We start from the raw sequence: 21078 nt of genomic DNA on the forward strand, positions 1-21078 counted from the left end.
CCCTTCCTCGGTCGCTCGCCAGATTGGGACATCGATGGACCCGCCCGTCCGTGAGATGGGAGTACGCCCCTCGATCGTGGCACAGGCGGGTGCGGAGTTGTCGGACACGGAGGGGTGCGGTGCGCGCTTGACCCTGTCGCAGCGTCAAGGTTTCTACTGGCCTCATGCGCATCGGAGAGATAGCCGCGCTCGTCGGGGTCACCTCGCGGGCGATCCGGCACTACCACCACGTCGGGTTGCTTCCCGAGCCCGGTCGCCGGTCCAACGGCTACCGCGTCTACAGCGTGCGCGACGCCGTGGTGCTGGCCCGGATCCGGCGGCTCACCGAGCTCGGGCTCGGGCTGGACGAGGTGCGGGACGTGCTCGCCGATGCGGCGGGGCGCGAGCTCATGGACGTGCTGGCTGAGCTGGACGCGGATCTGGCCCGGCAGGAGAGCGGGATCCGGGAGCGGCGGCGCCGGCTGGCCCGGCTGCTGGACGGGCCGGTCTCCGCCGAGGAGCCCGTGTCGCCGGCCCTCGCCGAGCTGCTGGGTACGGTGCCGACGACCGGCTCCCCCATGGCCGCCAAGGACCGTGAGCATCTCGTACTGCTGGACACCACGGGCGTCGGCGGCGAGATCTACGCCGCGCTGGCACCGCTGGCCGAGGACCCGGCCGTGCACGCGCTGTACGAGCGGCTGGACGCACTCGACGGGGCGGCCGTGGACGATCCCCGGATTCCCCCGCTCGCCGCCGATCTGGCGGCTGCCGTGCCGGACGGGGTGCTGGCGGCGATCCCCTCGGACGGGCCGGTCATGACGGGGCTCGGTGAGGCGCTGCTCGACGACTACGCGCCCGCGCAGGCCGAGGTGGTGCGCCGGGTGATGGCGGCCCTGGCGGCCCGCGTGGCGGAGAGGGGAACAGGATGAGCGTGCGGATTGCACGGTATGCCGTGGGGGCTGTGCCGGCTGTCGAATTGGGTCTGGGCGGCTGCCTGCTGGCGGGGGTCCGGATACCGGGTGCGGTTCTGCTCGGTGCCGAGGCCCTGGTGGTCGCCGCGCTCGGGTTCGAGGGCGCGGTCCTGTGGCGGCTCTGGCTCGTGGGCCGGCGCGCGGGTGCCGGGCGGCGGGAGGCGATGGGTGCGGCGCTCCGTACCGTCGTGCCCGAGAAGGTGCGCCGTCTCGTCGCCCACGAGGTGCGCGCCCTGCGCAGTCTCGGGCTGTGGGTGCTGCGGAGGCGTCATGGCGTGCCGGAGGGTGCCCTTGCCGTCCCGTACACCGGGCCGCAGACCGCCATGATGTACGGCCTGGTCTTCGTCGCTCTGGTCGAGACGGTGATGCTGGCGCTGCTGATCCCGTGGCCGGTCGTGCACAGGGTTCTGCTCGTGCTCGATGTGTACGGGGTGGTCCTGGTGCTCGCCTTCCATGCCGCGTGCGTGACCCGGCCGCATGTGGTGGACGCCGACGGCGCGCTGCGGATTCGCTACGGCGGGCTGTTCGACCTGCGGATTCCGGCCGGTGCGGTCACCGGGGCGCGGGTCGAGCGGCGCTTCCCCGAGGGCGGGCCGGTGCGGCTGGGCGCGGACGGGGTGCTCGACCTGGTCGTGGGCGGTCAGACGACGGTGACCGTGGAGCTGGCCGGTCCGGTGGAGTTCGTACGGCCACTGGGGAAACGGGAGTGGGCGCGGGTGGTCCGGTTCCACGCGGATGATCCGGGGGCCGCCGTGGCCGCGCTCACGCGGGGGCGAAGAGCACCTTCGCCGAACCAGGATCCGCCCGGGCCAGCCTGACCCGCAGCCGCTCCCCCAGCGGGAGCTTCGCGTCGCCGCCCTCGATCCGGGCGACGACGGCCGGGTCGTCGATGTGGACGGTGCCGGTGGTGGGTTCCTGCTCCGACACGTCGACCACGTACGCCTCGAAGACCTCGCCGATCCGGTCCTTGAGCAGCGCGGCCTCGACCAGGTCGACGCACTCGCGCTCGACGGTGTTGGCGCGCCCGGTCCCGTTCGCCATCTCCTTCGGCAGGCCGGGCAGGGCGGCGCGGACCCACTCGGGCGGGTCCTGTTCCGCGACGGCGGCCAGGCACAGCTCGGTCGCGTACCGGTCGACGAGGCGGCGCAGCGGGGCGGTGCAGTGCGTGTAGAGGTCGGCGACGGCGGCGTGGACGGCGGGGGTGGGGAGTCCGCCGTGCTCGAAGACGGTGTAGCCGGCGCCGCGCAGCAGGGTGGTGCACTCCTGGAGGAACGCGGCGTGGTCGGCCTTCCGCGGGTCGAGGGAGCGGACGACCTGGGCGTACGGGACGTGGTGCGGCCAGTCGATGTGCAGCGCCTCGGCACAGCGGCGGAGCCGGGCCACGGCGCCGTCCGGGGCGACCGGCAGGGTGCGCAGGATGCCGGTGCCGGTCTCGGTCATGAGATGGGCGGCGGCCATGCCGGTCAGCAGGGAGATCTGGGCGTTCCAGCCGTCGGCGGGCAGCGGGGCGCGGTACTCCAGGCCGTAGCCGCCGTCGCGCTGGACGATCTCCTGCTCGGGCACATTGAGGGAGATGCCGCCGCGGGCGACCTCCTGCTCCTCGCGGAGCCGTCCGATGTCGCGGAGCAGGGCGAGGGGTTCCTCGGCGGTGCCGGTGTCGATCTGCCGCTGGACGCCCGCGTGGTCGAGCTTGGCGCGGCTGCGGACGAGGGCCCGGCGCACCGAGGTGGCGACGGTGCCGCCCTCGGTGTCGAGGTCGATCCGCCAGAGCACGGCGGGTCGGGTCCGCCCCGGCAGGAGGCTGGCCTCGCCCTCGGAGAGCAGGGTGGGGTGGAGCGGCACTCTGCCGTCGGGGAAGTAGAGGGCGTCACCCGGCGGTGGGCCTCGGTGTCGAGTGCGCCGCCGGGGCGTACGAAGGCGGCGGCATCGGCGACGGCGTAGTGCACCCGGTAGCCGCGTCGGCGGCGTCCGAGGTACATGGCCTGGTCGAGGTCGGTCGAGGTGGGCGGGTCGATGGTGAGGAACGGCAGGTCCGTCGCGTCCTCGTGGGCCGATACCGCCGGGTCCTTCGCCGCTTGTGCCGCTTCGGCGAGGACCTCGGGCGGGAAGTCGTCGGGAAGGCCGAGCTCGGTGCGCAGTTTGCGCAGGGACGCCCCCAGCGGAGTGTCGGGCGTCCCGGTCATTCGGAGATGGCGGCGGGGCATGGACCGAGCGTATGGCGGGGCGGGGCGGGCGGCATCCCGGGTGGCGGCCCGGCCGGTCCCGGCGTGCCCGTACGCTGGCGCGGGGGCCTGGTCCCGTCGCCCCGACTGTGCGTACGAAGGAGAACCGCCGTGCTCGTGCTGTTGCCGCCCTCCGAAGGAAAGGCCGCCTCGGGGCGCGGGGTGCCCCTGAAGCCGGAGTCGCTGTCGCTTCCGGGCCTGGCCGGGGCGCGGGCGGCGGTTCTCGACGAGCTGGTCGAGCTGTGCGCGGCGGACCAGGAGAAGGCCCGCGAGGTGCTCGGGCTGAGCGAGGGGCTGCGCGGCGAGATCGCGAAGAACGTGGAGCTCTGGACGGCCGGGACGCGTCCGGCCGGGGAGATCTACACGGGCGTGCTGTACGACGCGCTGGACCTGGCCTCCCTGGACGCGGCGGCCAAGCGGCGGGCCGGGAAGTCGCTGCTGGTCTTCTCCGGGCTGTGGGGCGCGGTGCGGGTGGGCGACCGGATTCCTTCGTACCGCTGCTCGATGGGTGTGAAGCTGCCGGGCCTGGGCGCGCTCGGGGCGTACTGGCGTGACCCGATGGCGCAGGTGATGCCGGAGGCGGCCGGGGACGGGCTCGTCCTGGACCTGCGGTCCTCCGCCTACACCGCGGCGTGGAAGCCGAAGGGCGAGGTGGCGGAGCGCACGGCGAGCGTGCGGGTGCTGCACTCCCAGCTGGTGGACGGGGTCGAGAAGCGGTCGGTGGTCAGCCACTTCAACAAGGCGACGAAGGGGCGGATGGTCCGCGATCTGCTGGTCTCCGGTGCGCGGCCGAAGGGGCCCGCGGAGCTGGTGGAGACCTTGCGCGGGCTCGGGTACGTGGTGGACGCCGAGGCTCCGGCACGGGCCGGGCGGGCGTGGTCGCTCGATGTCGTGGTGACGGAGATTCACTGAGCCGTCGACCGGCTGCGGCTGGGTCGTCGAGCTCTGCGTGTTGCATCATGTGCAACGCTCGTTGCTTACGGTGCGTACGTCGCGGCAAGATGAGCCCATGACCTCCCCTGTGCTGGACCTCGCCCCCGTCGTGCCCGTAGTCGTCCTGGAGGACGCCGCCGACGCGGTGCCGCTCGCCCGGGCCCTGGTCGCGGGCGGGCTCCCGGCCATCGAGGTGACACTGCGCACCGCCGCGGCGCTGGACGCGATCGCGGCGATCGCGGCCGAGGTGCCGGACGCGGTGGTCGGGGCCGGCACGGTCATCTCCGTACGGAATGTCGCCGACACCGTCGTCGCTGGGGCCCGGTTCCTGGTCAGTCCCGGGTGGACGGACCAGCTGCTGGACGCGATGAAGGCGTCGGGGGTGCCGTTCCTGCCGGGTGTCTCCACGACGTCCGAGGTGGTCGCGCTGCTGGAGCGCGGGGTCACGGAGATGAAGTTCTTCCCGGCCGAGGCGGCCGGCGGCACGGCATATCTGAAGGCGCTCTCCGCACCGCTGCCGCAGGCCCGCTTCTGCCCGACGGGCGGCATCTCCCTCGGCTCCGCCCCGTCTTATCTCGCGCTGCCCAACGTCGGTTGCGTGGGCGGCAGTTGGATGGTTCCGGCGGACGCGGTCGCGGCGAAGGACTGGGCGCGGGTGGAGCGGCTGGCGAGCGAGGCGTCGGCGCTGCGCGGCTGACGCCCCCGCCCGGCCCCGATCTGCGCCGGACAGGCCCTACCGCAAGTGCGACGTGTCGTTCAGCAGTCGGACCGACGCGTTCCCGTCCGCGTAGTACGCCACCGCCGAGACCGAGGCCGCCGAGAGTTCCATCCGGAACAGGGCCTCGGGCGGGGCGCCGAGTGCCAGTCGGATCAGGGTCTTGATCGGGGTCACATGGGTGACCAGGAGGACCGTGCGGCCCGCGTAGCGGGTGATGAGGCGGTCGCGGGTGGCTGACACCCGGCGGGCGACCTCGGCGAAGCTCTCGCCGCCGCCGGTGGGGGCCGCCTTCGCGGAGGCCAGCCAGGCGTCCAGGTCGGGGCCGTAGCGCTCACGTACCTCGGCGAAGGTCAGGCCCTCCCAGGCGCCGAAGTCCGTCTCGCGCAGGCCGTCCTCGATCCGGACCTCCAGGCCGAGCCGGGCCGCCACCGCGGCCGCCGTTTCGCGGCAGCGGCGCAGCGGGGAGCTGACGATCTCCTCGATCGTGGAGCGGGCGGCCAGCGACTGGGCGATGCGTTCGGCCTGGTGGCGGCCGGCCGCCGAGAGTTCGGGGTCGCTGCCGCCGCTGCCCGAGAACCGCTTCTCGGGGGTGAGGGCCGTTTCGCCGTGCCGGAGCAGTACGAAGGTGGCGGGCGCCCCGAGATCGGGCGCCGCGCCCCAGCCGACCCGGGGGGCCGCCGGGGAGGCCGCTCCCGGCCGGGAGGCCAGGGCCGCGCGGGCCTTGGCCGCGCCCGCCGCCGCGTCGCCGGGCGGACCGGACACCGGGGGGAGGTCCGCGGTGGCCGAGGGCCGGGGGACGTCGAGGGCGGCGGTGGACGCGGACGGCTGCCACTGCTTGCCGCGCCTGCCCGCGTCCATCGCCTCGTTGGCGAGCCGGTCGGCGTGCTTGTTCTTCTCGCGCGGGATCCACTCGTACGTGACGGCGGAGGCCGGCAGGATCCTGGCGGCCTCCGCCGCGAGCGGCTTCATGTCGGGGTGCTTGATCTTCCAGCGGCCCGACATCTGTTCCACGACCAGCTTGGAGTCCATCCGGACCCGCACCTGGACCGCGCCGTCCGCCGAGGCGTCCGGTACCAGCGCCTTCGCCGCCTTCAGGCCCGCGATGAGGCCCTTGTACTCGGCGACGTTGTTCGTCGCGACGCCGATGTACTCGGCGGCCTCGGCGAGGGTCTCCCCCGTCACCGGGTCGATGACGACCGCTCCGTAACCGGCGGGTCCGGGGTTGCCCCGGGATCCGCCGTCGGCCTCGATGACGAACTGGCGCGGCTGGGTCATTACAGGCCCGACTCCGCCGTACGGACCAGGATGCGGCGGCAGTTCTCGCAGCGCAGGACGGTGTCCGGGGACGCCGCCTTCACGTCGTTGACCTCGGTGATGTTCAGTTCGAGGCGGCAGCCCTCGCAGCGGCGCTGGTAGAGGCGGGCGGCGCCGACCCCGCCCTGCTGGACGCGGAGCTTGTCGTACAGCTTCAGCAGGTCCGCGGGGACCGAACCGGCGACCAGCTCGCGCTCCTTGGTGACGCTCGCGGCCTCCGCGTCGAGCTCCTTGGTCGCGGCGTCACGGCGGGCGGTCGCGTCATCGGTCTTGGCCTGGACGGCGGAGACCCGGTCGGACAGCTCCGTGACGCGCTCCTGGGCGGACTCGCGGCGCTCCATCACTTCGAGGACGACGTCCTCCAGGTCACCCTGGCGCTTGGCCAGCGAGGCGATCTCGCGCTGGAGGCTCTCCAGGTCCTTCGGCGAGGTGACCGCGCCGGAGTCGAGGCGCTGCTGGTCGCGGGCGGCGCGCTGGCGCACCTGGTCGACGTCCTGCTCCGCCTTGGTCTGCTCGCGGGCGGTGTCGCTCTCCTCGGTCTGCGAGGCGACCAGCAGGTCGCGCAGTTGCGCGAGGTCGCTGGTGAGCGACTCGATCTCGGCGTGCTCGGGCAGCGACTTGCGCCGGTGGGCGAGCTGCGACAGGCGTACGTCGAGGGCCTGGACGTCGAGAAGTCGGATCTGGTCGGCGGGCGCGGCGTTCAGTTGGGGGCTCCAGAAGAGTGGTGGGTGGTGGTGGTCCAGGGGTCGGTGACCTGCTTCGAGACGTGGACCCGCAGGTCCCATCCGTGGCGGTCGGAAATCGCGTCGAGCTGCGCCGCGGCCTGTTCGCACCAGGGCCACTCGGTGGCCCAGTGCGCGGCGTCGATCAGGCCGAGCGGGGAATGCTGGATGGCCTCGGAGGCCGGGTGGTGGCGCAGGTCGGCGGTGAGGAAGGCGTCGACGCCCGCGGCGCGCACCGCGTCGAAGAGGCTGTCGCCGGAGCCGCCGCTGACGGCGACGGTGCGCACGGTCGCCGACGGGTCGCCGGCGAGCCGGATGCCCTGCGCGGTGGCGGGCAGCCGGGCGGCCGCGCGGGCGGCGAACTCGGCCAGGGTCTCGGGGTGGTCGAGCACACAGATCCGGCCCAGGCCGCGCCGCCCCTCGGGGTCCGCCGGGTCCGGTACGAGCGGGCCCTCGACGCGCAGGTCGAGCGCGCCGGCCAGCGCGTCGGAGACGCCCGGGTCGGCGGTGTCGGCATTGGTGTGGGCGACGTGCAGCGCGATGTCGTGCTTGATGAGGGTGTGCACGACCCGGCCCTTGAAGGTGTCGGCCGCGACCGTCGTCGTACCCCGCAGATAGAGCGGGTGGTGGGTGACGATCAGCTGGGCGCCGAGCCGGATCGCCTCGTCGACGATCTCGTGGACGGGGTCGACGGCGAAGAGCACCCGGTCGACGACGGCGCCGGGGTCTCCGCAGACGGTACCGACCGCGTCCCAGCCTTCGGCCCGCTCGGGCGGCCAGAGAGCGTCGAGCTCGGCGAGGACATCAGACAGACGGGGCACAAGCAAAGGCTACCTGCCCTCCGTGCCCCGTCGCCCATGGCTGTGGCGGTCCGTGCGGACCGCCACGGTCTGCGCGGAGATCGTTACTTCACGAGGTCGGCGCGGAGGTCGTCGAGGACCAGGTTCGCCGCCGTGACACCGAGGCCGAGGTACCAGGTCTCGTCGGAGACGTCCTTGGCCCGGCCCTCCTTGACGGCCTTCAGGTTCTTCCACAGCGGGTTGGCCTGGGTGGTGTCCCGCTTGGTGGCCTTCACGTCGCCGTAGACGCCGGTGAAGATCCAGTCGGCGTCGGCCTCGTCGATCTTCTCCGGGCTGATCTCCACGGCGAGGTCGTTGATCTGCTGGTTCTTGGGCCGCGGCAGACCGGCGTCGTCGAGGATGGTGCCGATGAAGGACGCCTTGGCGTAGAGGCGGATCCGGTCCGGCATGTAGCGGACCATGGAGATGGCCGGCTTGTCCGGGCCGATGTCCTCGCCGAGCTTCTTCGCCTTGGCCTCGTAGGCGCCGAGCTCGCTCTTGGCCTTGGCCGTCCTGTCCAGCGCCGCGGCGTTGAGGAGGTAGTTCTCCTTCCAGGTGAAGCCCGGACGGATGGAGAACACGGTCGGCGCGATCTTGGAGAGCGCGTCGTACTTGTCGGCCGCGCGCAGCTGGCTGCCGAGGATCAGGTCGGGCTTCAGACCTGCGATGGCCTCCAGGTTGAGGTTGTTGATGGTGCCGATGCTCTTCGGGGTGCCCGCCTCCTTCTTCAGGTACGAGGGCATGGCCGCGCCACCCTCGGAGGGGGCGTAGCCGACCGGCTTCACACCCAGCGAGACGACGTTGTCGAGCTCACCGACGTCCAGCACGACGACGCGCTTGGGAGCGGACTTGATCTCGGTCTTTCCCATCGCGTGGGTGACGGTCCGGGGGAACTGCCCGGCCTCGGCGTCGGTCCCGTACTCCGCCGTCTTCTTCGCGGCGTCGGCGAAGTCCTTGCCGCCCGTGGCGACGGCCGCCTTCTTGTCGCCGCCCTCGGACTTGGCCGAGCCGCCCGACCCCCCGTCGTCGCTCCCGCAGGCCGAGAGGGTGAGGGCGGCAGCCACCGCCAGGCCGACTGCGGCGGTGCCGCGGCGACGAAGGGACATCACTTGCTCCAGTTGTAACGAACACACCAATAACGCTTAGGGCTGCCTAACCTTACTCATTCGCACCATGCCCAGCACAGCTGCCCCCTCCCCCTCAGGCAAACACCTCCATCGCCACCCTTATGTGTGAAGTGACAGATCTCGTGTTGTTCGGCAGGAAGTGCGAAAACTAGCTTCAGTTGCCGGAGGTGACCATTCCATGACTGTCTGTGCCATCGAGAACAAGACCGTGGGCGCGACCGGGGCCGCCGAAGACCACGGGGACGCGGCCTTGGAGGACAGCGAGCCGGAGGCGCCCGGTGCGACGGACGACCCGCCGGACGGAGCGGACGGAGGCGGCGCGCCGCTCGGCGCGACCCCTGCCGCGCCCGCGTTCACGATCGCCGCGGACGGTTCGTACGCGGCCCGGCTCGCGCTCGCGGAAGTGGCGGCGGAGGGGCCCGGAGAGGCCGGCGGGGCGTGGTTCGTGGAGCGCTGGACGCTCGACGGGCCCGAGCCGTACGCCGTACCGCTCCCCCTCGACCAGCCGGAGGAGCCGGACTCCGAGGTGCTGCCGCTGGCCGACGGGCGGGTGCTGATCCGGCGCCGGGTCGCGGACCGGCACGCGGTGTCGCTGCTCTATCCGACCGGCCCCGGGACCGGTGAACTCCCGCTCGGCGCCGTGGAATGCGCGGAGCTGACCCTGCTGCCGCCCACACCGGACGGTGTGAGTGCGTACGCGTTGTCGGCCGGTGCTCACTCCACCTCCGTCTGGCTGGTGGCGGGCGGCGTCCACGGCCCCGAGCCGGTCGCGGAGGTCCCGGGGCGCTGTTCCGGCGGCGTCTGGCTGGACCGGACGGGCCGGATGCTGGCCCTGGACCGGGAGATGCCGGGCGGCGGCCCGGTCAAGGCGGTCGCCGTGGACCTGGAGCGGGGCGGCGAGGTGACGCCGCTGCTGCAGATCGCCCCGGCCAGCAACGACCGTCTGCTGCTCGCCGACCCGGACAGCGGACTGCTGCTGATCCGCTCGGACGCGCCGGGACACGACCGGCTGGGGTGGGGCGTGCTCGGCAGCTGTCTGCCGGTGCGCTTCCCGGAGTGCCTGCGCCCGGCCGATGTGGCGGTGACGCCGTTCGCCGTGCAGCCGGGCCAGGTGCTGATGCCGGAGAGCTGTGCGGTGGCGCTGCGGATCGACGGGGCGGCGGGCAGCTGGGTCGGGGTGTGGCGCCCGGCCGGGCGCCGGCTGCATCAACTCGCCGCCCCCCAGGGGTGGCAGGCCGGCCGCGGGGTGTGGACCCGGGAGGGCGTGCTCAGACTTCCGTACGCCGACGGGAACGTGGCGTGCGGTGTGGCCCTGCTGGCGGCACCGGCGGACGACGGGTACGGCGTACGGCCGTCGGCGGAACCCGGTGCGGAAAGCGGTATGCAACCGTCCGCCGCCGCCGCGCCTCTACCCGTGTGCAAGCCGATTCCACTGGGGCAGGCGCCTCTCACCGGGCGCATGGTGCCTGGTTAAAATCTGGGCCCGGGCTACGCAGCCGTATCCGGCGGTCGCCCACGGTGACCGCGCCGTGTTGCGGTTGGCGTGATCGGCCTGGTGACACACACGTAAGCGATCACAACGGGGTGACTTCCCACATGTCTGAAGCCCGAACCGACACGACCCAGACGCGTCCGGCGGACGCGGACCGGGCCGAAGCCGGCGGCGCCGGAAAGCACCGAGGGGGTGAGTCGATGGACGACGCGTCTGCACAGCCGCACGGCCGCCACCGCCGCCCCTCCGAGGGGGACAGCCGGGCGGCCTGACCGCGCGGAACAGCAACGAGGGACGGGTGGGCCCCGGCAGCCGGAGACGGCTGCCGGGGCCCACCCGTGTCCGTGGTGGCCGGACTCCTGTCCCGTCAGCCCCGTTTCAGGCCGAGCACCTCCGCCGCGGCGAAGGTCTCGTTCGGCGGGCGGTCCTCGTAGTACGGCGAGATCAGCTCGTCCAGCTCGCCGAAGGAGAACGTCTCCTTCGAGGAGTCGAACTTGGCCGCGACCCTGGGGCGTTCGACGATCGCGACCATCCCGCCGTGCACTACGAGCAACTGCCCGTTGACCTTGGCGGCGGCCGGGGAGGCCAGATAGCCGACCAGTGGCGCGACGTGTTCGGGGGCGAGCGCGTCGAGTCCGCCGTCCGTCGGTTCCTGGAAGCCCGCGAAGACGTCCTCGGTCATCCGGGTGCGGGCCCGTGGGCAGATGACGTTGGCGGTGACTCCGTACCGGGCCAGGGCCAGGGCCGTGGAGGTGGTGAGGCCGACGATGCCGCCCTTGGCCGCCGCGTAGTTCGGCTGGCCCGCCGAGCCGGCCAGGAACGCCTCCGACGAGGTGTTGACGATCCGGCCGTGGACCGGGCCGCCGGACTCCTTGGAGCGGGTGCGCCAGTGCGCGGCGGCGAAGTGCGTGGTGTTGAAGTGGCCCTTGAGGTGGACCCTGATGACGGAGTCCCACTCGTCCTCGGTCATCGAGAAGATCATCCGGTCGCGCAGGATGCCCGCGTTGTTGACCAGGATGTCGAGCTTTCCGTAGGTTTCGACGGCCAGTTCCACCAGGGCGCGGGCCTGCTCGTGGTCGGAGACGTCGCCGAGGTGCGCGACCGCCCGGCCGCCCGCGGCCCGGATCTCCTCGGCGACCTCCTCGGCGGGCGTCGCGGACGCCTCGCCGGAGCCGTCGCGGCCCGGCTGCCCGTAGTCGTTGACGACCACGGCCGCGCCCAGCCCCGCCAGTTCCAGCGCTTCGGCGCGTCCGAGGCCGCGGCCCGCGCCCGTGACGATCGCGGACATGCCGTCCAGGGGAAGTGACATCGGAATCTCTCCAGTCCTCTCGGGAGGGGCGGGCGGTGGTCAGAGCTCGACGCAGGTGCGCAGCGACTCGCCGGTCCGCATCTGGTCGAGCGCGTCGTTGATCCCTTCGAGCCGCACCCGGTGGGTGATCATCGATTCGAGGTCGATCCGGCCGGCCCGCCAGAGCGCGATGGCCCGTTCGTACGAGCGGAGCACATCGCCTCCCCCGTACATGGAGGGCAGGATCCGCTTCTCGTCGAAGAACAGCTCGAACATGTTGACCTGGAAGTTGTCGTCCATCGCGCCCGCGCCGACGACGCACAGGGTGCCGCCGCGCCGGGTGTTCTCGTACGCGGTGCGCGCGGTGGCCGACTTGCCGACGACCTCGAAGACGTAGTCGAAGCCCTCGCCCGCGGTGATCCGCTGCTTGGCGTCGGCGAACTCGTCGGGCGACACCGCCTCGGTCGCGCCGAACCGCAGCGCCGCCTCGCGCCGGGAGGCGACCGGGTCCACGGCCACGATCTGGGCGGCGCCCTGCACCCTGGCGCCCTGGATCGTGGAGATGCCGACGCCGCCGCAGCCGATCACGGCGACCGACGAACCCGCCTCCACCCGCGCGGTGTTGATGGCGGCGCCGAGTCCGGTGGTCACCCCGCAGCCGATCAGCGCGGCGATCTCGAAGGGTACGTCGTCGGGGATCGGCACCGCGCAGCCGGCGCCGACGACGACCTCCTCGGTGAAGGTGCCGGTGCCCGCGAAGCCGAATACATCGCCGCCGGGGCGCTTGAAGTTGGGGGTGCCCGCGTTCATGAAGCCGGCCAGGCAGAGCTGGGTCTGGCCGCGCCTGCAGGACGGGCACGCCCCGCAGGCGGGCAGCCAGCAGACCAGCACCCGGTCCCCCGCGCTCAGTCCGGTGACGCCGTCGCCGACGTCCAGGACCTCGCCGGCGCCCTCGTGGCCCGGGATGAACGGGGCGGGCTGCGGCAGCACCCCGTTCATCGCCGAGACGTCGGAGTGGCACAGTCCGGTGGCCCTGATGCGGAGCCTGACCTTGCCGGGGCCGAAGCCCACCGCCTCGACGTCGTCGAGGACCTCCAGTTTGTCCTGGCCTATCTCGTGCAGTACGGCTGCGCGCATGGTGCGGCTCCCCTCGTGGGCGTGTGGAACGTGGGCCTGCGGTCCTCTTGGAGTCGGTCCGGGTCGGGTCAGGAGTGTTCGACGAAGGTGTCGCCGAGGACCATGGCGTTGTCCCGCTCCACGGCCCTCACCTCGACCCGCACCTGGTTCGCGTCGGTCCACATCTCGATGCGGAGGGTCTCGCCGGGGAAGACGACGCCGGCGAACCGGGTGCGGTAGGAGCGGATACGGGTCACATCGCCGCCGAGGACCGTGTCGGTGACGGCCTTGAGCGTGATGCCGTAGGTGCACAGTCCGTGCAGGATCGGCCGGTCGAAGCCGGCGCGCGCGGCGAACTCGGGGTCGGCGTGCAGCGGGTTCCAGTCCCCGGAGAGTCGGTACAGCAGCGCCTGGTCCGGCCGGACGGGCCGCCGCACGATGTGGTCCGGGGCGGCCTCGGGATACGCGACCCGCTCGGACGGGCCGCGTTCACCGCCGAAGCCGCCCTCGCCCCGGACGTAGATCTGGGCGTCGTTGGTCCACAGCGGGCCCTGTTCGTCGGCGGCCTCGGTGCGCAGCACCAGCACGGCCGCCTTGCCCTTGTCGTACACCGCGGCGACCTTCGAGGTCTGTACGGCGCCGCCCCGTACCGGGATCGGCCGGTGCACCCGTACGCTCTGCCCGCCGTGCAGGACGGCGGCGAGGTCGATGTCGATGCCGGGCGAGGAGAGTCCGCCGACGACGCCCGTGCCCGCGACGGTGGCGAAGGAGGGCAGCACATGGAGCCGGGACTCCAGTGTGTAGCGCAGCTCGTGGGGGTCCACGGCGAAGTCGGCACGGTCGGGGTCGAAGCCGGCGCCGATCCCGAGGTGGTAGAGCTGTACGTCCTTGTGGTCCCAGCCGATCCGGGTGGAACGAGGTTCGGCGGCGAGAGCCTTTTCGGCATCAATGGGCATGGGAGAGCTGCTCCTTGATGGTGGGAAGACCTCGGCGCGGCCGTCCGCACCGTCGGCCGCACCGAGGTCGCGCGGGACCGGCCGCCACGCCCGTTCTAGAACGCGTTCTAGCCGATGAACCCATGTATAACGCAGCGCCCAGCAGTTGTGAAGACCGCTGCTGACGTAGCGTCAGATTCATCCGTGGGCGGGCGCCCGGTCATGACATATGTCATGGCGAAGTCCGTACACACACATCTGCCGGGGCCCGGCGGCGGGCTGCTCAACGGGGTGCGGCTGGACGCCTGGCAGTGGATCGCGTTGGCGCTGCTGCTGTGGATCGGCGCGCTGCCGTTCACCCTGCTCGGCCTCGGCAACGGCTACCGGCTCACCCCGCAGGGCACCGGGGTGGTCAACGTGGCCTGTCTGATGGGCTTCGCGATCGTCGGCGGGCCGAGCCCGCTGACCGCGCGGGAACGGGACGCACCGAACGCCTCGGTGGACGGGGCGACGGTCGCCGACATCGCGGCGAAGCTGCATCTGTCCGAGTCGACGGTGCGGGACTATCTGTCGTCGGCGATCGGCAAGACGGGTACGCGCAACCGGATGGAGGCGGTGCGGGCGGTGCGGCAGCAGGGGTGGCTGTAGCCCGCGTCTCAGCGCCGGGCCGCCCGGTGGCGGGGCAGATCGGTGAGCACCCCGCCGATCAGTCCGCCGGCCGCGCCGCCGCCCGCGCCGACGGCCATCCAGGTGCCTATCACCCTCGTCCTGGCCGGGCCCTCGGGGACGGTGGTGGTGAGCAGGGTCAGGGTGGCGGGGGCGAGCACGGCGGCGCCGAGTCCCTGCGCGGCGCGGGCGGCGATCAGCTGCCAGCCCTCCTGGGCGAGCCCGCCGGCCAGGGAGGCGGCGGTGAACAGGCCGAGGCCTGTGAGGAACATCCGCTTGCGGCCGTAGATGTCCGCGGCGCGCCCGCCGAGGAGCATGAATCCGGCGAAGGCGATCGAGTAGGCGTTGAGCACCCACTGGAGTCCGGCGGAGCTCGTCCCGAGGTCGGAACGCATGGACGGCAGGGCGACGTTGACGACGGACACGTCGAGCACGACGAGGAACTGACCGACGCAGGCGGCGAGCACCGCCGCCCGGGTGTGAGTACTGGTCCGCTCCCGCGGCGGCACGGGCGTCTTGACGTCAGCCATGCCCGTCATACTCGCACCCGTGCTGCGCCCCGTACATCGGAATTCGGGCCTACCTCCGCAGCAGCGTCACCACCGCCGCTCCACCGAGACCGATGTTGTGGGCCAGGCCGACCCGGGCGTCCTTCACCTGCCTGTTCCCCGCCTCGCCCCTGAGCTGCCAGGTCAGTTCGGCGGTCTGGGCGATTCCGGTGGCGCCGAGCGGGTGCCCCTTGGAGATCAGCCCGCCGGACGGGTTGACCACCCAGCGGCCGCCGTACGTGGTGGCGCCGGACTCGACGAGCTTCCCGGACTCGCCCTCGCCGCACAGCCCGAGCGCCTCGTAGGTGAGGAGTTCGTTGATGGAGAAGCAGTCGTGCAGTTCGATGACGTCCAGGTCGGCGGCCGAGAGTCCGGAGGCCTCGTAGACCTGCCGGGCGGCGGCCCGCGACATCGGCAGGCCCACCGCGTCGATGCAGGTCCCCGAGGCGAAGGAGTCGCCGGTGTCGGTGGTCATGGCCTGGGCGACGATCTCGACCGCCCGGTCGCCCAGGCCGTGGCGCTCGACGAAGCGCTCCGACACCACGACGGCGGCGGCCGCGCCGTCGGAGGTGGGTGAGCACTGGAGCTTGGTCAGCGGGCTGTGGATGGGCTTCGCGGCGAGTATCTCCTCGACCGTGCAGGGGTCCTGGAACTGGGCGTACGGATTGTTCACCGAGTGCCGGTGGTTCTTGGCGCCGACGGCGGCGAGCTGTGCCTCGGTCGTCCCGTACCGCTCCATGTGCTCGCGGGCCGCGTTGCCGAAGATCTGGGCCGTGGGCGGGCTCATCTCGAAGCCGTGGGCGGCGGCCATGATCCCGTAGTGCCGGGCGACGGGTGACGTCTTGAAGTCGGCGGCACCGCCGTCCGCGCCGCCGCCGCCGAGGGCGCCGCGCGTCATCTTCTCGAAGCCGAGCGCGAGGACGCAGTCGCTGCCGCCGCCCTCGACGAACTGCCTGGCCGTCATCAGGGCGGTGGAGCCGGTGGCGCAGTTGTTGTTGACGTTGTAGACGGGGATCCCGGTCAGGCCGAGTTCGTACACCGCGCGCTGGCCGGCGGTGGAGGGCTGGAAGCAGTAGCCGACGACGGCCTGCTGGATCTGCTCGTACGCGAGGGAGGCATCGGCGAGCGCGGCCGTGCCGGCCTCCTTCGCCATGTCCCAGTACTGCCAGTCGCGTGTCTCGGGCTTCTCGAACTTCGTCATTCCGACACCGACGACGTACGCCTTCATGAGCTTCATGGGCTTCGCGTGCTGCGCGGGCTTCATGGCAAGTCCCTTCAATCGCGCGGGAGGCCGAGGATGCGCTCGGCGACGACATTGAGCTGAACCTGGGTGGTGCCGCCCGCGATGGTCAGACAGCGGGACATCAGGAAGCCGTGCAGGGCCCGCTCCGCCGGTCCCTCGCCGGCCGCGCCCGCCGGGCCGAGGAGTTCGAGGGCGAGTTCGGCGACCTTCTGCTGGTGGGTGGTCTGGACGAGTTTGCGGACGGAGGCTCCCGCTCCGGGTTCAAGACCGGAGACCTGCCGCATCGTGGTCCGCAGTCCGATGCAGCCGAGGGCGTGGGCCTCGGCGGCCAGTGCTCCGATGCGGGCCCGGCAGGCGCCGTCGAGTTCGCCGGAGCGGGCGATCAGCGCCTCCAGGCCGGTGTCGAAGGTCATCTGGTCGGCCATGTGGACGCGTTCGTTGCCCAGGGTGTTGCGGGCGACCCGCCAGCCGCCGTCGGGCTCGCCCACGACGGCGTCGGCGGGCAGCAGGACGTCGTCGAAGTACACCTCGTTGAAGAGGCAGTCGCCGGTGATCTCCTTCAGCGGCCGGATGTCGATGCCCGGGGTGTTCTTCATGTCGACGAGGAAGTAGCCGATCCCCTCGTGCTTGGGGGCGTCCGGGTCGGTCCTGGCGAGCAGGATCCCGTGGTCGGCCCACTGGGCGGCGCTCGTCCACACCTTCTGGCCGTTGATCCGCCAGCCCTCCTCGGTCCGCTCCGCCTTCGTGCGCAGCGAGGCGAGGTCGGACCCCGCACCGGGCTCCGAGAACAGCTGGCACCACAGGAGTTCGCCGCGCAGGGTGGGCAGCAGATAGCGCTCCTGCTGCGCGGCCGTGCCGTGGGCGATGAGCGAGGGCACCACCCAGGTGGCGATCCCGAGATCGCTCAGCTTCACTCCTTGTTCCGCCAACTCCTGCTGGATGGCGAGTTGTTGTACGGGGCCGGCGCCCAGGCCGTGGGGGGTGGGAAGGTACGGGGCGGCGTAGCCGGTCGGCGCGAGGGCGCGGCGGGCGGCCTTCGGGTCGAGGCCGCGGGCGGCGGCGACGGCCTCGCGCGCGGCGGCCCGGTGGGCGGCGGCCCCGGCGGGGAGTTCGAGGGCGAGTCCGCGGCGCGCCCCGCCCTCGGCCAGCCGGACGGCCCGCAGCCGGTGGGTGTCGCCGGTCCCGAGCAGCTGCCGGGCCACCAGGGCCCGGCGCAGATACAGATGGGCGTCGTGCTCCCAGGTGAAGCCGATGCCGCCGAGGATCTGGACGCAGTCCTTGGCGCAGCCGTACGCGGCGTCGAGGGCCTCCGACGCCGCGAGGGCGGCGACCATGGACCGTACGTCCGGGTCCGTCTCCTCGTCGGCGGCGCGGGCCGCGTCCCACGCCAGCGCACGGGCCCGCTCGACGCGTACGAGCATGTCGGCGCAGAGGTGCTTGACGCCCTGGAACTGCCCGATGGGGCGGCCGAACTGTTCGCGGACCTTGGCGTGTTCGGCGGCGGTGTGCAGGGCCCTGGCAGCGGTTCCGCAGGCTTCCGCGGCGAGGAGGACGGCGGCGAGGTCGCGGACGCGCGTGGTGTCGGTCCGTACGAGCCGGGCGGCGGGGACGAGCACCCCCTCGGCGTGGATCCGGGCGGTGGGCCGGGTCGGGTCGGCGCCGTGGTGCGGGCGGGCGGTCAGCCCCTCGGTGGCGGCGTCGACGGCGAACCAGAGGGTGCCGGTGGCCGATTCGGCGGGCAGGAGGAGCAGATCGGCGTCGGCGCCGGAGAGGACGGGCGGTGCGGTGCCGTCGAGCAGATGCCCGTCCTCGCTCTCGACGGCGGTGAGGGTGCCGGGGCCGAGGGCGACGGCGCCGATGCGCGTACCGTCCGCGAGCCCGCGCACCAGCTCGTGCGACCCCGCCGTGCGCAGTACGGCGGAGGCGAGGGAGCTCGACAGGTACGGGCCGGGAAGCGCGGCCCGGCCCGCCTCTTCGAGGACCACGGCCAGATCGAGGAGCCGGCCGCCGCCACCCCCGTGCTTCTCGGGCAGATGGACGGCGAGCAGGCCCTGTTCCGCGAGCCCGTCCCAGTACCCGGGGCGCACGCCGGGGGCATGGGGGGCGTCCGCGTCGAGCAGCTTGCGGATCTCCTGCGGCGGTGCGGCGCGCGCCAGCCAGCCTCGTACGGCTTGCGCCAACTCCCTGTGTTCTTCGGTGATTCCGATGCCCATGCGGATCCTCGCCGGTCGCAGCCACTGGAACGGCGCAAGAGTAGAACACGTTCCATTCTGACGGAAGGTCAGATGCCGGCCGGATCTCCGCACGCGCCGATCCGAGTGCGCCGTCGTGCCCCGTTCGCACCTCGTTCACCGGAATACCGCGGACACCCGGAAGGTTTCAGCCTGCACGCAGTTGGCGGTCGGCGCTGCCCGCCCGCCGCACCCGCATGCCTCTTCAGACCCTCGATCACGCCGCCCGGAGGCCGCACGCATGCCAGAGACGACGAACGGACAGCCCGCCGGGGAACTCCCCGATCCGCGGACGCGCAGGGCGGGCGGCGGTGTCGTCCCCGTGCTCGCCTTCGCGGGCATCACCGTCGCGGTGATGCAGACCCTGCTCGTCCCCGTCATCAAGGACCTGCCCGCCCTGCTGCACACCGACCCGTCGAACGCCACCTGGGTGATGACCGCGACACTGCTCGCGGGAGCCGTCGCCACCCCGATCATGGGGCGGCTCGGCGACCTCTACGGCAAGCGGAAGATGCTGCTCGCCAGCCTCGCCGTCATGGTGGTCGGCTCCTTGATATGCGCCTTCACCGACGCACTCGTGGTCATGATCGTGGGCCGTGCGCTCCAGGGCTTCGCCATGGGCGCCATCCCGCTGGGCATCGGCATCATGCGCGACGAACTGCCGCGCGAGCGGCTCGGCTCGGCGATGGCGCTGATGAGCTCCTCGATCGGGGTCGGCGGTGGACTGGCACTGCCCGCCTCCGCGCTGGTCGCCCAGCACTCCGACTGGCACACCCTGTTCTTCGGCGCGGCCGGGCTCGGTGTGCTGTCGATGGCGCTCACCGTCCTGGTCGTACCGGAGACCACGCTGCGCGCCCCCGGCCGGTTCGACCTGGCCGGCGCGCTGGGGCTCTCGCTCGGACTGGTCTGCCTGCTGCTGCCGATCACCAAGGGCAGCGACTGGGGCTGGACCTCGGGCAGCACACTCGGGCTGATCGCCGCCGCGCTGGTGATCCTCGTCCTGTGGGGCCTGTTCGAGCTGCGCAGCCCGGCCCCGCTGGTCGACCTGCGGACCACGGCCCGGCGCGAGGTGCTGCTCACCAACCTCTCCTCGATCATGGTCGGGGTCGCCTTCTACGCCGTCTCACTGGTCCTGCCGCAGCTGCTCCAGCTGCCGGCGTCGACGGGGTACGGCCTCGGGCAGTCGATGGTGGTCGCCGGGCTGTGCGTGGCGCCGCTCGGTCTGACGATGATGCTCGTCGCCCCGCTGTACGCCCGGCTGTCCGCCCGCCGGGGCCCCAAGGTCTCGCTGATGCTCGGCATGCTGGTCATCGCGATCGGTTACGGGGCGGGGCTGGGGCTGATGAGCGCCGCCTGGCAGACCGTGGTGATCGCGGTGATGCTCGGCGCCGGCATCGGGCTCGCGTACTCCTCGCTGCCCGCGCTGATCATCGGGGCCGTCGATCCGTCGGAGACCGGTGCGGCCAACGGCCTGAACACCCTGATGCGTTCGATCGGCACCTCGGTGTCGAGCGCCGTGATCGGCATGGTGCTGGCGAACACCTCGGTGCGCACGGGCGGGGTGCCGCTGCCCTCGATGGAGGGGTTCCGCATCTCGTTCCTGATCGCGACGGGCGCGGTGGTGATCGGACTGGTGCTGGCCTCGTTCCTGCCGTCGCAGCGCGAGGCGATGCGCCCGGCGCTGCTGGCGAGCAGCGCCGGGGACGCCCAGGACCCGGCGCCCACCGCCACCCGCCCGGTCGCCGGTTCGGGCGGCTTCCGCGGCCGGGTGCTGGACGCGGACGGCGCCCCGGTGGCCCGCGCCAATGTCACGCTGATCGACCACCGGGGCCGTCAGGCCGGTCTCACCGTGGCGGACGAGGACGGCCACTACGCGCTGGCCGCCCCGTCCGGCGGCAACTACGTGCTGGCCGGTTCGGCCGCGGGGTACGCGCCGCGCGCCTGCCCTGCGGCCTGTCCGGGCGACGGCCTGCCGGTCGATGCCGATCTGGTGCTGGGCGTCAGCGCACCGGAGCGTCGAACCGCGGTGTCGTCGTGAGCAGATGAGAGACGTCCGAGCCCGCCGGGAGCTCCTGCGGCTGCGCGCCGCGGGTGAACAGCCGGGCGGGCCGGGCGCCCTGCACCCGGGCCTGGCGTCCGTCGACCCGCAGCCACGATCCCTCGCGCAGGCCGAGCACCGGCACGTCGTTCTCCTCCAGGAATTCGGTGAGCCGCTCCTCGCGGGTCTCGCCCTTGTGGGTGCTGGCCGGGTCCGGGTCCAGGTAGTGCGGGTTGATCTGGAACGGGACGAGGCCGAGCGTCTCGAAGGACGGCGGCTGCACGATGGGCATGTCGTTGGTGGTGCGCAGGGTGGGCGCCGCCATGTTCGTCCCGGCGCTGGCCCCCATGTACGGCAGCCCGCTGCGCACCGCCTCGGTCACGGCGTCCCGCAGACCGGTCCGGTACAGGGCGCTCAGCAGCCGGAAGGAGTTGCCGCCGCCGATGAACACGGCGTCGGACGCGGCGAGTTCGGCGACCGGGTCGGCGTTCTCGTGGACCCCGCGCACAGTGATCCCGGACGGCGTGAGGGCCTCGCGGACGCGTGCGGTGTACGCGGTGTAGTCGGCGAGCGCGTAGGGGACGAAGGCCAGCCGGGCGCCGGAGGGCAGGAACGCGGTGACGGTGTCGAGGGCGTGTTCCAGGTAACCCCGGCCGTACTGGGTGGAGTTGGAGAGCAGCAGCAGATTCATGGGGT

16 protein-coding genes and 3 pseudogenes are annotated in these 21078 nt (G+C 72.6%); 7 read left to right on the forward strand and 12 right to left on the reverse strand.

Translation table 11 applies throughout. The features are described 5' to 3' along the window. Nucleotides 1-164: 164 nt before the first annotated feature. Together BT364_RS02600 and BT364_RS02605 are read left to right on the forward strand one after the other, a co-directional pair. A complete protein-coding gene (locus BT364_RS02600; RefSeq protein WP_072483396.1) occupies nt 165-908 on the forward strand; it encodes a MerR family transcriptional regulator in 744 nt (247 codons plus the stop codon). Further along, the gene (locus BT364_RS02605) at nt 905-1768 is read left to right on the forward strand and encodes a hypothetical protein (RefSeq protein WP_177328004.1); all 864 of its coding nucleotides are present in this window, start codon (nt 905-907) and stop codon (nt 1766-1768) included. The genes BT364_RS02600 and BT364_RS02605 overlap by 4 nt, the downstream gene beginning before the upstream one ends. Here BT364_RS02605 and BT364_RS02610 read toward each other — a convergent pair. Beyond that, nucleotides 1713-3154 (reverse strand): annotated as a pseudogene (locus tag BT364_RS02610) (RNB domain-containing ribonuclease). The gene BT364_RS02605 and the pseudogene BT364_RS02610 sit on opposite strands and share 56 nt — an antisense overlap. 129 nt (nt 3155-3283) lie before the next feature. Between BT364_RS02610 and yaaA the strand changes: the two are divergent. After that, nucleotides 3284-4084, forward strand: coding sequence for a peroxide stress protein YaaA (gene yaaA / locus BT364_RS02615; RefSeq protein WP_072483397.1), 801 nt, complete (start codon nt 3284-3286; stop codon nt 4082-4084). Between the two features lie 97 nt (nt 4085-4181). Continuing rightward, nucleotides 4182-4802 carry a bifunctional 4-hydroxy-2-oxoglutarate aldolase/2-dehydro-3-deoxy-phosphogluconate aldolase gene (gene eda, locus BT364_RS02620; RefSeq protein ID WP_072483398.1) on the forward strand — a complete coding sequence of 207 codons (621 nt, stop codon included), beginning with the start codon at nt 4182-4184 and terminating at the stop codon, nt 4800-4802. Between the two features lie 36 nt (nt 4803-4838). On the opposite strand, the gene BT364_RS02625 is transcribed toward eda, so the two are convergent. The 4 genes from BT364_RS02625 to BT364_RS02640 form a co-directional block, all read right to left on the reverse strand. Then, the gene (locus BT364_RS02625) at nt 4839-6098 is read right to left on the reverse strand and encodes a bifunctional RNase H/acid phosphatase (protein ID WP_072483399.1); all 1260 of its coding nucleotides are present in this window, start codon (nt 6096-6098) and stop codon (nt 4839-4841) included. Next, nucleotides 6098-6841: a zinc ribbon domain-containing protein gene (locus BT364_RS02630; protein WP_218172406.1), complete on the reverse strand. Its 744-nt coding sequence runs from the start codon at nt 6839-6841 to the stop codon at nt 6098-6100. Before BT364_RS02630 ends, BT364_RS02625 begins: the two co-directional genes overlap by 1 nt. Beyond that, nucleotides 6838-7680 carry a Nif3-like dinuclear metal center hexameric protein gene (locus BT364_RS02635; protein ID WP_072483401.1) on the reverse strand — a complete coding sequence of 281 codons (843 nt, stop codon included), beginning with the start codon at nt 7678-7680 and terminating at the stop codon, nt 6838-6840. The genes BT364_RS02630 and BT364_RS02635 overlap by 4 nt, the downstream gene beginning before the upstream one ends. Before the next feature lie 83 nt (nt 7681-7763). After that, complete coding sequence (locus tag BT364_RS02640) at nt 7764-8804, reverse strand: ABC transporter substrate-binding protein (protein ID WP_072483402.1); 1041 nt, start codon at nt 8802-8804, stop codon at nt 7764-7766. A 199-nt stretch (nt 8805-9003) separates the two neighbouring features. Here BT364_RS02640 and BT364_RS02645 point away from each other — a divergent pair, with 199 nt between their 5' ends. After that, nucleotides 9004-10299, forward strand: a complete 1296-nt coding sequence (locus BT364_RS02645) for a hypothetical protein (protein WP_072483403.1) — start codon at nt 9004-9006, stop codon at nt 10297-10299. Nucleotides 10300-10684: 385 nt separating this feature from the next. Here the strand turns inward: BT364_RS02645 and BT364_RS02650 are convergent, their stop codons facing one another. From BT364_RS02650 to BT364_RS02660, 3 genes are all read right to left on the reverse strand, one after another. Next, a complete protein-coding gene (locus BT364_RS02650) occupies nt 10685-11626 on the reverse strand; it encodes a 3-oxoacyl-ACP reductase (protein ID WP_072483404.1) in 942 nt (313 codons plus the stop codon). A 39-nt stretch (nt 11627-11665) separates the two neighbouring features. Continuing rightward, nucleotides 11666-12742, reverse strand: coding sequence for a Zn-dependent alcohol dehydrogenase (locus BT364_RS02655; protein WP_072483405.1), 1077 nt, complete (start codon nt 12740-12742; stop codon nt 11666-11668). A gap of 68 nt (nt 12743-12810) precedes the next feature. Beyond that, the gene (locus BT364_RS02660; protein WP_072483406.1) at nt 12811-13677 is read right to left on the reverse strand and encodes a MaoC/PaaZ C-terminal domain-containing protein; all 867 of its coding nucleotides are present in this window, start codon (nt 13675-13677) and stop codon (nt 12811-12813) included. A 378-nt stretch (nt 13678-14055) separates the two neighbouring features. On the opposite strand from BT364_RS02660, the pseudogene BT364_RS39780 reads away from it, so the two are divergent. Then, nucleotides 14056-14304, forward strand: a pseudogene (locus tag BT364_RS39780) (response regulator transcription factor); the annotation flags it as partial. Nucleotides 14305-14342: 38 nt separating this feature from the next. Here the strand turns inward: BT364_RS39780 and BT364_RS02670 are convergent. From BT364_RS02670 to BT364_RS02680, 3 genes and pseudogenes are all read right to left on the reverse strand, one after another. Beyond that, nucleotides 14343-14861 (reverse strand): annotated as a pseudogene (locus BT364_RS02670) (MFS transporter); the annotation flags it as partial. Nucleotides 14862-14901: 40 nt separating this feature from the next. Then, nucleotides 14902-16098 carry a lipid-transfer protein gene (locus BT364_RS02675; protein ID WP_072483692.1) on the reverse strand — a complete coding sequence of 399 codons (1197 nt, stop codon included), beginning with the start codon at nt 16096-16098 and terminating at the stop codon, nt 14902-14904. 47 nt (nt 16099-16145) lie between these two features. Continuing rightward, on the reverse strand, nt 16146-18326 hold the full coding sequence (locus BT364_RS02680) for an acyl-CoA dehydrogenase family protein (protein WP_072483407.1): 2181 nt from the start codon (nt 18324-18326) through the stop codon (nt 16146-16148). A gap of 259 nt (nt 18327-18585) precedes the next feature. Here BT364_RS02680 and BT364_RS02685 point away from each other — a divergent pair, with 259 nt between their 5' ends. Further along, nucleotides 18586-20382, forward strand: coding sequence for an MFS transporter (locus tag BT364_RS02685; protein WP_072483408.1), 1797 nt, complete (start codon nt 18586-18588; stop codon nt 20380-20382). On the opposite strand, the gene pepE is transcribed toward BT364_RS02685, so the two are convergent. Then, a complete protein-coding gene (gene pepE, locus BT364_RS02690) occupies nt 20345-21073 on the reverse strand; it encodes a dipeptidase PepE (RefSeq protein WP_072483409.1) in 729 nt (242 codons plus the stop codon). The two genes, BT364_RS02685 and pepE, sit on opposite strands and share 38 nt — an antisense overlap. Nucleotides 21074-21078 lie beyond the last annotated feature (5 nt).

The sequence above is a fragment of the Streptomyces atratus genome (assembly GCF_900119365.1).
In the GTDB taxonomy this organism is placed as follows: domain Bacteria; phylum Actinomycetota; class Actinomycetes; order Streptomycetales; family Streptomycetaceae; genus Streptomyces; species Streptomyces atratus_B.

Bases quoted from the DNA above. Each gene is read 5' to 3' on its own strand.
- BT364_RS02600 (WP_072483396.1), top strand. From the start codon at position 165: ATGCGCATCGGAGAGATAGCCGCGCTCGTCGGGGTCACCTCGCGGGCG.
- BT364_RS02605 (WP_177328004.1), top strand. From the start codon at position 905: ATGAGCGTGCGGATTGCACGGTATGCCGTGGGGGCTGTGCCGGCTGTC.
- eda (WP_072483398.1), top strand. From the start codon at position 4,182: ATGACCTCCCCTGTGCTGGACCTCGCCCCCGTCGTGCCCGTAGTCGTC.
- BT364_RS02625 (WP_072483399.1), bottom strand. From the start codon at position 6,098: ATGACCCAGCCGCGCCAGTTCGTCATCGAGGCCGACGGCGGATCCCGG.
- BT364_RS02640 (WP_072483402.1), bottom strand. From the start codon at position 8,804: ATGTCCCTTCGTCGCCGCGGCACCGCCGCAGTCGGCCTGGCGGTGGCT.
- BT364_RS02645 (WP_072483403.1), top strand. From the start codon at position 9,004: ATGACTGTCTGTGCCATCGAGAACAAGACCGTGGGCGCGACCGGGGCC.
- BT364_RS02650 (WP_072483404.1), bottom strand. From the start codon at position 11,626: ATGTCACTTCCCCTGGACGGCATGTCCGCGATCGTCACGGGCGCGGGC.
- BT364_RS02655 (WP_072483405.1), bottom strand. From the start codon at position 12,742: ATGCGCGCAGCCGTACTGCACGAGATAGGCCAGGACAAACTGGAGGTC.
- BT364_RS02660 (WP_072483406.1), bottom strand. From the start codon at position 13,677: ATGCCCATTGATGCCGAAAAGGCTCTCGCCGCCGAACCTCGTTCCACC.
- BT364_RS02675 (WP_072483692.1), bottom strand. From the start codon at position 16,098: ATGAAGGCGTACGTCGTCGGTGTCGGAATGACGAAGTTCGAGAAGCCC.
- BT364_RS02680 (WP_072483407.1), bottom strand. From the start codon at position 18,326: ATGGGCATCGGAATCACCGAAGAACACAGGGAGTTGGCGCAAGCCGTA.
- BT364_RS02685 (WP_072483408.1), top strand. From the start codon at position 18,586: ATGCCAGAGACGACGAACGGACAGCCCGCCGGGGAACTCCCCGATCCG.
- pepE (WP_072483409.1), bottom strand. From the start codon at position 21,073: ATGAATCTGCTGCTGCTCTCCAACTCCACCCAGTACGGCCGGGGTTAC.